We start from the raw sequence: 12,576 nt of genomic DNA on the forward strand, positions 1-12,576 counted from the left end.
CATGACCACGACCCCTTCGACGACCACGCCGCCCACGCCCGAGCCCGGCGGCCCCGACTCCGGCGACCCGGCGGACGGCAGGTCTCGGCACGTCCGGCTGATCCAGAACGAGTCCACCACCGAGATCCCCGTCCACCTGCTCTTCCGGGACACCGCCGCCCTGTCGCCGGTGCCGCCGCGCCCGGCGGTGGTCGGCCGCCGGCAGGGCACGGGGGAGCAGCCGCGGCTGCGGCGTCCGGCGCCGGCCGGCCCGCGGGTCGACCCCGGCCTGGTGGAACGGCCGGCCCGGGTACTGCCCGGCGCGGCCGGTGTCCTCGCCGGTGTCTGCGGCGCGGCGGGCTGTGCGGTCACCTCCTGGTGGGCGGGGACCGTGCCGCCGCTCGCGCTGGAGGCGCTGCGGCTGCCGGCGGACCCGGGGGCCGGGCTCGGACCCGCGCAGTGGGCGGCGTACGCCGGGACCGGGGCGCTGGGTCTGTTCGGCCTCGGCGGGCTGGCCCGGGGGCGGACCGGGCGGGCCTGGGTGCTCGGTCTGTTCGGACGGTACCGGGGGACGGTGCGGCGCACCGGCCTGATGTGGGTCAACCCGCTGTTGCTGCGCCGCCGCGTCGACGTCCGGCTGCGGCACTGGCGCAGCGAGCCGATGCCCGCGGCCGACGGCCACGGGGTCGCGCTGCGGGCGGTGACGCTGGTGGTGTGGCGGGTCCGGGACACCGCGCGGGCCACCCTCGGCGTCGAGGACCACGAGACCTACCTGCGCCAATGCGTGGAGGCGGCGCTCGCCCGGGTGCCGGTGGAGCCGCCCGGGACCGCCCGGTCCGCGGCCGACGCGGCCGGTGAGGCGCTGACCCGGCTGGTGGCGGCTGACGCGACGGCGGTCGGCCTGGAGGTGTTCTCGGTCCGGCCGGTCCGGGTGGAGTACGCCCCCGAGGTGGCCGCCGCCATGCACCGGCGCCGGATCGCCGCGCTGGACGCGGCGCAGCGGGCGACGCTGCTCGGCTCGGTCGTGAACTCGGTGGAGGACACGGTGACCCGGCTGACCACGCGCGGGCTGGTCGCTCTCGACGACCACGAACGCAAGGCGCTGGTGAAGGACTTGACGGTGGCCTTCTGCGCGGGCCCCGCAGCGGGTTCCACGATTGGTATGGACATGTTCAACCAGCGGCCATAATCTGAACTTGGTCTAGACCTGCAAGGCTCACTGTTCTTCCCCACGTTCACAGGAGCGGCAGTATGCGCAAAAAGACCAAGTTCTACGCCAGTGCGGTGGGGCTGGCCACCACCGGGGCTCTCGTGCTCTCCTCCGGCGGCGCCAGCGGCCACGGCTACACCGACCTGCCGGTGAGCCGGCAGAAGCAGTGCCAGAACGGCTCCGTCGCCAACTGCGGCTCGATCCAGTGGGAACCGCAGAGCGTCGAGGGCCCGAAGGGCTTCCCGTCCGGCGGAGCGGCCGACGGGCAGATATGTTCGGCGAACAACACGCGGTTCGCCCAGCTCGACGCCCCGAAGACCCCCGGGGGCGGCGCCTGGCCGACCACCAAGGTGACCGGCGGGCAGAGCTACACCTTCCGCTGGCAGTTCACGGCCATGCACTCCACCAGCGACTTCAAGTACTACGTGACCAAGGCGGGCTGGAACCAGAACCACAACCTGACCCGCTCCGACCTCAACCTCACACCGTTCCTGACGGTGCCGTACGGCGGGAAGCAGCCGCCGGCCACGCTCTCCCACAGCGGCACGCTGCCGTCCGGGCTGAGCGGACACCATGTGATCGTCGCGGTGTGGTCGGTCGCGGACACGGTCAACGCGTTCTATTCCTGCTCGGACGTCACGTTCTGAGCGACGCGGAAGGCCCCTCGCAGATGCGAGGGGCCTTCCGTGAGGTGCGCCGCCAGGGACTCGAACCCCGGACCCGCTGATTAAGAGTCAGCTGCTCTAACCAACTGAGCTAGCGGCGCGTGACCAGAAAAAATAATACCCGGTCCCCGGCAGTGCTCCCGACCACCCCTGCCCGGGGCCGGAGCGTCAGTGACAGCACCGGGCAGGGGTACGGCGGACCCGGCCGGGGCCGGCGGGCCGTGGTCAGAGGACCGCGCTGAGGAACTCCCGGGTGCGGTCCTGCTCCGGCTCGCTGAAGATCTTCTCCGGCGGACCCGACTCGATGACCCGACCCGAGTCGAACATCAGTACCTGGTCGGAGATGTCCCGGGCGAAGTTCATCTCGTGCGTCACGCAGAGCATCGTGATGTCGGTGGAGCGGGCGATGTCCCGCAGCACGTCCAGGACGCCCGCGACCAGCTCCGGGTCGAGCGCGGAGGTCACCTCGTCCAGGAGCAGCACCCGCGGGCGCATCGCCAGCGCCCGCGCGATCGCCACCCGCTGCTGCTGGCCGCCGGAGAGCTGGGTCGGCCGGGCATCGCACTTGTCGGCCAGCCCCACCAGGTCGAGCAGCTCCCGCGCCCGTACCTCGGCCTCGTCCTTGGCCATGCCGAGCACGGTGACCGGGGCCTCGGTGATGTTGCGCAGCACCGACATGTTCGGGAACAGGTTGAACTGCTGGAAGACCATCCCGATCTTCTTGCGGATCTCCCGGACCTGCTTCTCGGGCGCCGGGAAGAGCTGCTGCCCGTCGACGGTGATCGTGCCCTCCTCGGGCTTGGTCAGCGTCATCAGCAGCCGCAGGATCGTCGTCTTGCCCGATCCGGACGGCCCGATCAGGGTGACGTGCTTGCCCGCGTCCACGGAGAAGTCGAGGTGGTCCAGGACCGTGTTGTCACCGAACCGCTTGGTGACCCCCTCCAGACGTATCAGCTCGGCCGCGGACCGCGCGGGCCGCCGCTCCGGGTTCTTCTCGGGCAGGGGCAGGGTGTCAGTGGACAAGGCGTCGCTCCAGGGCTCGCAGGGCAAGGGAGGCCAGGTAGGAGAGGACGATGAAGGCGAGGCCGATCACCGTCAGGGGCTCGGTGAACTGGAAGTTCTGCTGGGAGAAGAGCCGGGCCTCACCGAGCATCTCCAGCACGGTGATCGCCATCAGCATCGGCGTGTCCTTCAGCATGGAGATCACGTAGTTGCCGAGGGCGGGCACGACCCGGCGGACCGCCTGCGGCAGGATCACCGCGGTCCAGGTCCGCGCGACCGGCAGGTTCAGCGCCGTCGCGGCCTCCCACTGGCCCACCGGCACCGCCTCGATGCCGGCCCGGTAGACCTGCATCGTGTACGTCGAGTAGTGCAGGCCGATACCGATCACGCCGGTCGTCATCGCGGAGGCGGTCACGCCCCACTCGGGCAGCACGTAGAAGAGGAAGAACAACTGCACCAGCAGCGGGGTGTTGCGGACGAACTCCGTGACCACCCCGACCGGCCAGGTCACCCAGCGGGACGGCACCCGCATCAGCAGCGCCCACACCAGGCCCAGGACGAACGAGATCACCGAGCCGATGACCAGGATCCGCAACGTGACCAGCAGACCGTCCCAGAAGTGCGGCATGAAGTCGGAGACGGCGCTCCAGTCCCAGTTCATCGCAGACCCGCCTTCATCCCGGCCGGCTCAGGCATGACCGTCTTCTTCGCCGGCCCCTTGCCGACGCCCGCCTTCAGCTTCTTCTCCAGCCCGCGCATCACCCGGGTCAGCAGGAAGGCGATCACGAAGTAGATCAGCAGCAGATACGTGTAGATCTCCGCGCTCTCCTGGAGCGCCAGCCGCACCAGGTTGCCGCTGAACGCCAGGTCGCCCATGCCCATGACCGAGACCAGGGCGGTGCCCTTGAGCAGCTCGATCAGCAGGTTGGAGAAGGGCGGGATCATCTCCGGCACGGCCTGCGGCAGCAGTATCAGCCGCATCCGCTGCCAGGGCGTGAAGCTGAGGGCGATACCGCCCTCCTTCTGCGCCGGGTCGACGGCGCCGAGCCCGCCGCGCACGATCTCCGAGCCGTACGCCCCGTAGGTCAGGCCGAGCGCCAGGGTGCCCGCCCACAGCGGCACGAGCTGCCAGCCGAAGGCCGGGGGCAGCACGAAGAACACCCAGAAGATCATCACCAGCGCGGAGGTGCCGCGGAACACCTCGGTGTAGAAGCCCGCGAGGAAGCGGACGATCCACAGCCGGTGGGTGCGCGCGACGCCGACCACGAAGGAGACGGCCGTCGCCAGCAGCGCGCTGCAGACGAGCAACTGGATCGTGACCCAGACGCCCTGGAGTACGAGTTCCCACAGTCCCGAGGTCATCCGCCGCACAGCTCCTTCGCGGTCAGATCCGTCATCTCGTCCTCGGAGAAACCGAAGGGCGCGAGGATGCGGAGCAGTTCGCCGCTCTTCTTGAGCTTCGCCAGTTCCACGTTGAAGGCGTCGCGCAGCCTGGTCTCGGTGGGCCGGAAGGCGAAGCCGCCGCCGTCGACGTGCGGCTTGCCGCCGACGATCGGCTTGAACGCCTCGGTCACCTCGGTCCTGGCCGACTTCTTCACCACCTCGCGGGTGGTCAGCGCCGTCCCCGCGAACACGTCGACCCGGCCCGCCTCGACGGCGTTCAACCCGGCCACCTGGTCGGGCACGATGAGGATGTCGCCCTCCGCGTACCCGGCCTCCACCGCGTACTGGATCTCCGCGTAGCCGGTGCCGGTGGCGAACCTGGCCTTCTTCGCGACGACGTCCGCGTAGTTCCGCAGGCCCAGCGGGTTGCCCTTGCGCACGATGAACGAGTCGAGCATCTGGTAGTCCGGGTCGGAGAAGATGACCTGGGCGCAGCGGTCGGGGTTGATGTACATCCCGGCCGCGACGACGTCGAACTGCTGGGACGCCAGGCCCGGGATGAGCGAGCCGAACTCGGTGGGCACCGGCTGCACCCGGTCCACACCGAGCCGCTTGAAGACGACCTTCGCCAGCTCCGGTGCCTCGCCGGTGAGTTCGCCGTCCTTGTCGATGTAGCCGAAGGGGATCTCGCCGGCGATGCCGAGCCGGACCACGCCCTGGGCGCGGAGCCGGTCGAGCAGATCACCGCCGTCCTCGCCCGACGCGGTGGCCACCCGCGAACATCCGGCGGCGCCCAGTGCGCCGAGCGCCGCCACCCCCGCGAGCAGCGATCGACGACTGGGACCCGGTATACGGTCGAGTTGTCCCCTTGGCGGGGCTCTGTGTGGTCGAAGCATGGGCGCGCGCCTTCCCGACTTCGCGCAACTCATGCCGCTCTTTTTCAGTCTGTTGCGCCACCGGTTCGGCTCTGTCTCCTCCGGCTCCGCGCGGAAGCGGCGCGGCCCTCAGCCTCCGGCGGGCCTGACGCGCGGTCCCGGGGACGCCGCGCCCGCCTCGTACAGCGCGTGGGCCGCGCGGAGTACCAGGTCGTCGCGGTGGCGGGCGGCGATGAGCTGGAGGCCGATGGGGAGGCCGTCGGCGTCGTGGCCGACCGGGAGGGTGGCGGCCGGCTGCTGGGTGAGGTTGAAGGGGTAGGTGAAGGGGGTCCAGCCGGTGAAGCGGCGGTGCCTCGAACCCTTGGGGACCTCGGCGCCCGCCTCGAACGCGGTGATCGGCAGGGTCGGGGTGACCAGCAGGTCGTAGGACTCGTGGAAGCGGCCCATCCGCCGGCCCAGTTCCACCCGGACGTCGACGGCGGCGAGGTGGTCCAGGGCCGAGTGGCGCGCGCCCCGGCCGGCGATCTCCCGCAGCCCGGGGTCGAGCAGTTCGCGCCGGCCCGGTCCGAGGGGCTGCACCACGTGCGCCGCCGCGCTGAACCACAGCGTGTGGAAGGCGTCCACGGGATCGGCGAAGTCCGGGTCGGCCTCGGTGACGTACGCGCCGAGGGCCGCCAGGCGCTCCACCGCCCGCCGCACCGCCTCCGCCACCGCCGGACGCACCGCCACCTGCCCGCCCAGGGAGGGGGAGTACGCCACCCGCAGCCCCCGCACCCCGCCGATCAGCGCCTCGCTGTACGACCCGGGGGCCGGGCCCAGCGCCGACCAGTCACGGCTGTCGGGGACGCCGATCACGTCGAGCATCAGCGCCGCGTCCGCCGGGGCCCGGGTCATCGGGCCGACGTGGGCGAGGGTGCCGAAGGCGCTCGCCGGATACAGCGGAACCCGGCCGTACGTCGGTTTCAGGCCGAAGATCCCGCAGAAGGAGGCCGGGATGCGGATACTGCCGCCGGCGTCCGTGCCGAGCGCCAGCGGCCCCGCGCCGAGCGCGACGGCCGCCGCCGCGCCGCCGCTGGAACCGCCCGCGGTGCGGGCGGGGTCGTGCGGGTTGCGGGTCACCCCGGAGCGCGGCGAGTCGGTCACGGCCTTCCAGCCGTACTCCGACGTCGTCGTCTTGCCGAGGAAGACCGCGCCGTGCTCGCGCAGCCGTGCCACCGAGGGCGCGTCCTCCTCGAAGGTGCCGCGGTCGGAGACGGTCAGCGAACCGCGCAGGGTGGGGTGGCCGCGCATCAGGAGGAGGTCCTTGACCGTCACCGGCACCCCGTCGAGCCGCCCGCGCGGCTCCCCGCGCAGCCACCGCCCCTCCGAGCGCCGGGCGCGGGCCAGCGCCTCCTCGGTGGTGAGCAGGACGAACGCGTTCACCTCCGGCTGGATCCGCTCGGCCCGCTCCACGACCGCCCGCACCGCCTCCACGGGGGAGAACGCGCCGGTGCGGTAACCGTCCAGGAGCTGTCCGGCGGTCAGTTCGGTGAGGTCGCTCATGCACTCTCCCAGCGTCAGTGTCCCGGTACGTAGCCGCGCTTCTTGTCCACCGCGTTCGGCAGCGGACGGCCCGCCGCCCAGTGCTCGAACAGCTCCACGAACTGCGCCCCGAGCGCGTCCCGCCAGCCGACCGTGTCCCCGCTCATGTGCGGGGAGACGATCAGGCCCGGCAGTTCCCACAGCGGACTGCCGGGGGTGAGCGGTTCGTCCGCGAACACGTCCAGCGCCGCCCCGGCGATCCCACGCCGCTCCAGCGCACGGGCGAGCGCCTCCTCCACGACCAGCCGGCCGCGCCCCACGTTGACGAAGTACGCGCCGGGCTGCATCACGCCGAACCTGCGGGCGTCGAACATGCCGTACGTCTCCGGCGTCAGCGGCGCCGCCGCCACCACCCAGTCGGCGCGGGCCAGCAGCCGGTCCAGGTCCTCGGGGCCGTGCACCCCGGTCCGCGGCGTGCGGCCGACCAGCGCGGTGGTGAGGCCGAGCGCCCGCAGCACCCGGACGACGGCCCGGCCGATCGGACCGGAACCGACGACGACCGCGCGGCCGCCCGCCACCCGCCGCGTCTCGCGGTGCCGCCACTCCCGCTCCCGCTGGAGGTCCAGCGTGCGCGGCAGGTCCTTGGCCAGCGCCAGCACCAGCGCGGCCACGTACTCGGCGACGGGCTCGTCGAAGACACCCCGCGCGTTGGTCACCACCGTGTCCGAGGCGACCAGCTCGGGGCAGATCAGGTGGTCCACGCCCGCGCTCGCGGTGTGCACCCAGCGGGGCCGCGGCCCCGCACCCGGCCAGGCCCGCCGCACGGCCGGCGAGGTGAAGTCCCAGACGAGCAGCACGTCGGCGTGGGGCAGCCGGCCGGGCAGCGTCGACGCGTCCGCGTACTCGACCCTGGCCCGCCCGGTGAGACGGCCCAGACGGGGCCGGGGGGCGGCGTCGAGGACGAGGAGGACGGGGCGGACGGGGAGCGGACCGGCGGTGCTCATGAGCAGGCGCTTCTCCGGTGCAGAGGGCGGGAGGGCGAGGTGCGGCGGGAGGCGCCGACTGTCGACCCGGTGGTCCGGGTGGTCCTGGTGGTCCTGGCGGGGACGCGGACGGATGTGACGCGGACGGATTGACCACGCTCGCACCGGAACCCACCGCCGTCAACACGGCCCCTGCGTACGGTGCGTCCCCCTTTCCCTCCACCGGGTGAGTTTCCTTCCGCGGGGTGAGACCGGTGCGGCCCGCGCACCGGTGATCTCGGCCAACCAAGTGACGATGGGGGCGGCGCTCGGCCGACGGGGTACCCGTGCGGTGGGGCCGTACCAGGCACTGAACGAACCGGCGGCGCGCCGCGGTCCCCCGATGCCCCGCGTGCCGGACGGAGAACAGCAGCAGGAAAGGTGGACATGACAGCACTGGGATTCCTGTATCCGGGCCACTCCGGCGAGGACGACTACCCCCGTATCGAGCAGCTCCTGGGCAGCGACATCCGGGTGGACCTGGTGCACACCGACGCCGTCGGGGACGCGCCCCGCGTGGACGCCCTGCGCGAGCTGGGTTCACCCGAGCGGCTCGCGGCGGGCGTCGAGGAACTGCGGCACACCGGCGCCGACGCCGTGGTGTACGCCTGCACCAGCGGGAGCTTCGTGCACGGCTGGGACGGCGCCCACGACCAGGTGCGCTCGCTGGCCCGGGCGGCCGGACTGCCCGCCTCCTCGACGTCGTTCGCCTTCGCCCACGCGGCACGCGAGGTCGGGGCGCGCCGGGTCGCCGTCGGGTCGGCCTATCCGGAGGACGTCGCCCGGCTCTTCGCGGAGTTTCTGCGGGCGGCCGGTCTGGAGGTCGTGGCCGGCCGCGGTCCGGGTGGGAGCGCGGCGGCCGAGGCCGGCGCCTGGGGCGAGGCGGAGGTGCTGGCCCTGGCCCGCGAGGCCGACCACCCGGACGCGGAGGCCGTGCTCCTGCCCGGCACGGCCCTGCGCACCGCCGCGCACCTCCCGGCCCTGGAGAAGGAGCTGGGCAAGCCGGTCCTGACGGCCAACCAGGTCACGGTCTGGGAGGGCCTGCGGCTCGCGGACCGCAGGGTGAACGCCCCCCGGCTGGGCGCGCTGTTCACCAGGGAGCCGCTGGTACAGGCGTGAGGGCCGGCCGCAGATGAGAAGAACCCCGGTCCGCCGAAGCGGGACCGGGGTTCTTCGGGTGGAGCGCCGGGCAGGCCTTGCACCTGCATTTCCCCGCAGGAAGCGGGGCGTCTTTCCTTGGACCACCAACGCAGTGCCGGAGGGACGGAGTTGCTCCGTTCACCAGCGCATGATGATCATACCGCAGACCCGCCCGGCACGCACATCACGCGCCGGCGGGGGCGCTAACCGGCCCGCCAGTAGGCCCGTACGTGCTGGTCCAGCGTGGCCGTCCAGGCGTGCGGGTCCGGGTCGGCGTAGTCGAAGGTGACCGGCGGATGGCCGCCGGGGTGGACGTCGAGGGAGTCCTCGCGGGCGATGAAGACGGTCTCCAGCTCCTGCCGGCCCTGGCCCCAGGACTCGGGGAAGAAGAAGTCGATCTCCTGCCAGAAGCGTTCCGTCTGCCGGGCCCGCATGTGCGGCGCCCGGCTGAGCGCGCCGAGCTTCACCTCGGACTCGTGCAGCCGGAAGCCGAGGTCCTCGAACGCCTGGAGGATCGCGTCCTGGGCGGGCAGGGCGTGTACGGCGATCTCGTCGAAGTCGCCCTTGTCCACGGCCTTGTCGACGGCGAGTTCGGTACGGACCGCGGCCCGGCCGCCGCGCACCGGCCGGCCCCGCCCGTGGGTGAGCGGCATCTCCCACGGCACCCGCAGGGCGACCTTGTGGGTGACCGTCTCGCCCGCGGCCAGCCGGAACCCGCTGAGGTCGACCGCGGTCACGGAGTACGGGCGGCGCCAGGCGGTCGAGCCGTCCGCCTCCCGGTCCTCGGCCCGGACCACCAGATCGAGGCGGAGGCGTTCGATGTCGACGTCGGCGCCGCCGCCCTGCACGGTCACCGTGCACTCCACCGTCCCGCCGGGGTGCACGCCCGGGTTCTCGACCACTGTCTCCACGCCGGGCGCCCGCTTGCCGAGTGCGCCGAGGAACTTGCGAAAGGCCATGTCCGTCCCCTCCTCGACCGACTCCCCGGTCGATCTTTCTCGCTGCCGAGCGTAAGCGGTGCGGGCCGGAACGGCCATGAAGATCGATACAACCTTCGACGGGTGGTGAAGGTCGTGCGGCGCGGGCGCCCACGCCGCGTCCGGGCGCGGGGCACCGCACCGGGAGGGGAGCCGCCTTACATGAGAAGCCCGTAATAGGAGAAGCCCGTACATGAGAAGAACCCCGGTCCGCCGAAGCGGGACCGGGGTTCTTCGGGTGGAGCGCCGGGCAGGCCTTGCACCTGCATTTCCCCGCAGGAAGCGGGGCGTCTTTCCTTGGACCACCAACGCGGTGCCGGTGCTACGGAGTTGCTCCGTTCACCAGCGCATGATGATCGTACCGCAGGTGTGGCGGACGCGCACATCGCCGCCGCGCCGGGTAGTTTCGCCGGTGGGACGCCCGGTGACAGTGGTCACGGCGACCAGTGCGGCGCGGACGGAACGAGGCGGCGGCGTGACGGACCGGTGGTTGTCGGAGCGGGTGTGGGCGGCCGAGACCGAGGTGTCGGACGGCTTCGACCTGACGGCGTGCGTGCGCGAACCCATCCACCTCCTGGGCGGGGTCCAGTCCTACGGCACGCTGGTGGCGGTGGACCCCGCCACCGGCCTGGTGGAGGTGGCCGCGGCGAACACCGGCGAGATGTTCGGTGTGCCGGCCGCGTCCCTGGTGGGCGGACCGGTGACCCGGGTCCTCTCGTCCGAGTACTACGACGAGGCCGTGCGGGGGACCGCCGAGGACGGCGGGGTGCCCGTCTCCTTCCCGGTCCCGGCCGGCCCGGAGCTGCCCGGCGGGCGCCGGTTCGACGTCTCGGCCCACCGCAGGGACGGACTGCTCGTCCTGGAGTTCGAGCCGCGGGACGGCGGGGCGCTCGGCTTCTCCGGCTTCTACCAGGGCGTGCGCCGGGCCCTCGGGCGGCTGCGGGCCGCCGCCGCGGTCGACGAGTGCTGCCGGATCGCGGCCCGGGAGATGCGCGCGCTGACCGGGTTCGACCGGGTGGTGGTCTACCGCTTCGACGAGGAGGACGGCCCCGGCGAGGTGCTGGCCGAGGACGTCGCCGAGGGCCTGGAACCCTGGCTGGGACTGTGGTTCCCGGCCACCGACATCCCTCCGCAGGCCCGCCGGCTCTACCGGGAGAACTGGATCCGGGCGATCGCCGACGTCGACGACGTCACCGTCGGCCTGTACCCGCCGGTACGCGCGGCCACCGGGGCGCCGCTGGACCTCTCCCAGTCGGCCCTGCGCACGGTGTCGGAATTCCATCTGGAGTATCTGCGCAACATCGCCGTGCGCTCCTCGATGTCGGTCTCCGTCCTGCTGGAGGCCAGGCTGTGGGGGCTGATCGCCTGCCACGGGACGGACCCCGTGCGGCTGGCGCCCGAAGTACGGTCCGCCTGCGAGATGTTCGGCGCCGCGTTCTCCCTGCAACTGGCCGCCATCGAGGAACGGGTACGGGCCGACGCGCTGATGGCGGCGGGGCGGCGGGCGGGCTCCGTGGCCCGGCTGCTGGAGCGCGGTTCCGGGCCGGGCTTCGCCGTGGACGCCGGGGGGCTCGCCGGACTGCTCGCCGCCGACGGCGTACTGCTGCGGCGGGCGGGGGAGGAGATCACGGGCGGCGCCCCCTTCCCCGAGGGACTCGTACGGGCCCTGGGGCGCAAGGCCGCCGCGCTGGCGCCGGGGTCGGTGTGGGCGACCGACCGGCTGGCGGAGGTACCGGCGGACGAACTCGACCCCGGCCCCGGCCCCGATCACGACGCGGCTTCCGGCGGTGGTGGCGACGTGCCGGCGGGGGTGCTGATGCTGCCGTTGAGCCGTTCGGGTGACTTCCTGGCCTGGTCCCGGCGGGAGCGTCCGGCGCCTCGGCAGTGGGCGGCCGACCCGGCCAGGCCGCTGCGGGTCGGGCCGCGCGGCGAGCGGCTGACGCCGCGCGGGTCGGGCGCGGTGTTCCGGGCCATGATGCGGGGCCGGAGCCTGCCGTGGACGGCGGCCGACGAGGCGTCGGCCCGGGAGATCGGGCGGCTGCTGACCGAGCTGGTGCTGCGCCACGCCGACGCCGTGGAGGCCCTCAACGAGGAGCTGCGCCGCAGCAACGTCGATCTCGCCGCCTACGCCCACGCCGCCGCCCACGACCTGAAGGAGCCGTTGCGCGGCATCTCCCACGCGGCCACGTTCGCGATCGAGGACGCCGCCGGCCTGGACGAGCCGACCATGCGACGGCTGCTGACCATGCGCCGGCTCACCGAGCGGATGGACTCCCTGCTCAACTCGCTCCTGCACTACTCCGGGCTGGGCCGCGCCGGATTCCGGGTGCGGGAGGTGGAACTGGCCGCCGTGCTGGACGGAGCGCTGGAGGTGGCGGGGCAGCGCCTGGCGGAGGAGCGGGTCACGGTGCGCCGCGGCGCGCTGCCCATGGTCGTCGCCGACCCCGACCGCCTGCACGAGATTCTGGTCAACCTGCTGGTGAACGCGGCCAAGTACGCGCGGGACGGCGTCGACCGCCGGGTGGAGGTGAGCGCGTACACCCGGTCGGCCGCCGACGGGCGGAGCCCCGAGACCGTGGTCGTCGTGCGGGACAACGGGATCGGTATCGCACCGGAGCGGCAGCACGAGGTGTTCGAACTCTTCCGCCGCCTGCACCGGCCGGACGAGCACGGCGGCGGCTCGGGGGTGGGGCTGGCCGTGGTGCGGCGCATCGTCGAACGGCACGGCGGCCGGCTGTGGCTGGAGAGCGTCCCCGGGGAGGGCACCGCCTTCCTCTTCACCCTGGGCCGGTCCGGGTAGCC

Annotated in this window: 11 protein-coding genes, 1 tRNA gene and 1 pseudogene; 5 read left to right on the forward strand and 8 right to left on the reverse strand. The window is 72.9% G+C overall.

Going from position 1 to position 12,576, the window contains the following annotated elements; all coding sequences use genetic code 11:
* Window position 1: 1 nt before the first annotated feature.
* Together ABEB00_RS32050 and ABEB00_RS32055 are read left to right on the forward strand one after the other, a co-directional pair.
* The gene (locus tag ABEB00_RS32050; RefSeq protein ID WP_345624199.1) at window positions 2–1,168 is read left to right on the forward strand and encodes an SPFH domain-containing protein; all 1,167 of its coding nucleotides are present in this window, start codon (window positions 2–4) and stop codon (window positions 1,166–1,168) included.
* A gap of 62 nt (window positions 1,169–1,230) precedes the next feature.
* Window positions 1,231–1,836, forward strand: a complete 606-nt coding sequence (locus ABEB00_RS32055) for a lytic polysaccharide monooxygenase auxiliary activity family 9 protein (RefSeq protein WP_345624200.1) — start codon at window positions 1,231–1,233, stop codon at window positions 1,834–1,836.
* A 45-nt stretch (window positions 1,837–1,881) separates the two neighbouring features.
* Here the strand turns inward: ABEB00_RS32055 and ABEB00_RS32060 are convergent.
* The 7 genes from ABEB00_RS32060 to ABEB00_RS32090 form a co-directional block, all read right to left on the reverse strand.
* A tRNA-Lys gene (locus tag ABEB00_RS32060) sits at window positions 1,882–1,955 on the reverse strand.
* A 124-nt stretch (window positions 1,956–2,079) separates the two neighbouring features.
* Entirely contained in the window at window positions 2,080–2,877 is a 798-nt protein-coding gene (ehuA, locus tag ABEB00_RS32065) for an ectoine/hydroxyectoine ABC transporter ATP-binding protein EhuA (RefSeq protein WP_425586609.1), read from the reverse strand.
* On the reverse strand, window positions 2,867–3,517 hold the full coding sequence (ehuD, locus tag ABEB00_RS32070) for an ectoine/hydroxyectoine ABC transporter permease subunit EhuD (RefSeq protein WP_345624201.1): 651 nt from the start codon (window positions 3,515–3,517) through the stop codon (window positions 2,867–2,869). The genes ehuA and ehuD overlap by 11 nt, the downstream gene beginning before the upstream one ends.
* Window positions 3,514–4,218: an ectoine/hydroxyectoine ABC transporter permease subunit EhuC gene (ehuC, locus tag ABEB00_RS32075; protein WP_345624202.1), complete on the reverse strand. Its 705-nt coding sequence runs from the start codon at window positions 4,216–4,218 to the stop codon at window positions 3,514–3,516. The genes ehuD and ehuC overlap by 4 nt, the downstream gene beginning before the upstream one ends.
* Window positions 4,215–5,135: an ectoine/hydroxyectoine ABC transporter substrate-binding protein EhuB gene (ehuB, locus tag ABEB00_RS32080; protein ID WP_345624203.1), complete on the reverse strand. Its 921-nt coding sequence runs from the start codon at window positions 5,133–5,135 to the stop codon at window positions 4,215–4,217. Before ehuB ends, ehuC begins: the two co-directional genes overlap by 4 nt.
* 108 nt (window positions 5,136–5,243) lie before the next feature.
* A complete protein-coding gene (locus ABEB00_RS32085; protein WP_345624204.1) occupies window positions 5,244–6,656 on the reverse strand; it encodes an amidase in 1,413 nt (470 codons plus the stop codon).
* Window positions 6,657–6,670: 14 nt separating this feature from the next.
* Entirely contained in the window at window positions 6,671–7,639 is a 969-nt protein-coding gene (locus ABEB00_RS32090) for a D-2-hydroxyacid dehydrogenase (RefSeq protein ID WP_345624205.1), read from the reverse strand.
* Between the two features lie 241 nt (window positions 7,640–7,880).
* Here ABEB00_RS32090 and ABEB00_RS36230 point away from each other — a divergent pair.
* Together ABEB00_RS36230 and ABEB00_RS32100 are read left to right on the forward strand one after the other, a co-directional pair.
* Window positions 7,881–8,048: pseudogene (locus ABEB00_RS36230) on the forward strand (maleate cis-trans isomerase family protein); the annotation flags it as partial.
* Complete coding sequence (locus ABEB00_RS32100; RefSeq protein ID WP_345624206.1) at window positions 8,045–8,776, forward strand: maleate cis-trans isomerase family protein; 732 nt, start codon at window positions 8,045–8,047, stop codon at window positions 8,774–8,776. The pseudogene ABEB00_RS36230 and the gene ABEB00_RS32100, both read left to right, overlap by 4 nt.
* A gap of 224 nt (window positions 8,777–9,000) precedes the next feature.
* Here ABEB00_RS32100 and ABEB00_RS32105 read toward each other — a convergent pair whose 3' ends face one another.
* Entirely contained in the window at window positions 9,001–9,756 is a 756-nt protein-coding gene (locus tag ABEB00_RS32105; RefSeq protein WP_345624207.1) for a sporulation protein, read from the reverse strand.
* Window positions 9,757–10,249: 493 nt separating this feature from the next.
* On the opposite strand from ABEB00_RS32105, the gene ABEB00_RS32110 reads away from it, so the two are divergent.
* Window positions 10,250–12,574: an ATP-binding protein gene (locus ABEB00_RS32110; protein ID WP_345624208.1), complete on the forward strand. Its 2,325-nt coding sequence runs from the start codon at window positions 10,250–10,252 to the stop codon at window positions 12,572–12,574.
* The last annotated feature ends 2 nt before the right edge of the window (window positions 12,575–12,576 follow it).

It is taken from the genome of Streptomyces ziwulingensis, from assembly GCF_039542605.1.
In the GTDB taxonomy this organism is placed as follows: domain Bacteria; phylum Actinomycetota; class Actinomycetes; order Streptomycetales; family Streptomycetaceae; genus Streptomyces; species Streptomyces ziwulingensis.

What these genes read in the sequence shown, in the direction of transcription:
- ABEB00_RS32050 (WP_345624199.1), top strand. Translation starts at nt 2, where the DNA reads ATGACCACGACCCCTTCGACGACCACGCCGCCCACGCCCGAGCCCGGC.
- ABEB00_RS32055 (WP_345624200.1), top strand. Translation starts at nt 1,231, where the DNA reads ATGCGCAAAAAGACCAAGTTCTACGCCAGTGCGGTGGGGCTGGCCACC.
- ehuD (WP_345624201.1), bottom strand. Translation starts at nt 3,517, where the DNA reads ATGAACTGGGACTGGAGCGCCGTCTCCGACTTCATGCCGCACTTCTGG.
- ehuC (WP_345624202.1), bottom strand. Translation starts at nt 4,218, where the DNA reads ATGACCTCGGGACTGTGGGAACTCGTACTCCAGGGCGTCTGGGTCACG.
- ehuB (WP_345624203.1), bottom strand. Translation starts at nt 5,135, where the DNA reads ATGCTTCGACCACACAGAGCCCCGCCAAGGGGACAACTCGACCGTATA.
- ABEB00_RS32085 (WP_345624204.1), bottom strand. Translation starts at nt 6,656, where the DNA reads ATGAGCGACCTCACCGAACTGACCGCCGGACAGCTCCTGGACGGTTAC.
- ABEB00_RS32090 (WP_345624205.1), bottom strand. Translation starts at nt 7,639, where the DNA reads ATGAGCACCGCCGGTCCGCTCCCCGTCCGCCCCGTCCTCCTCGTCCTC.
- ABEB00_RS32100 (WP_345624206.1), top strand. Translation starts at nt 8,045, where the DNA reads ATGACAGCACTGGGATTCCTGTATCCGGGCCACTCCGGCGAGGACGAC.
- ABEB00_RS32105 (WP_345624207.1), bottom strand. Translation starts at nt 9,756, where the DNA reads ATGGCCTTTCGCAAGTTCCTCGGCGCACTCGGCAAGCGGGCGCCCGGC.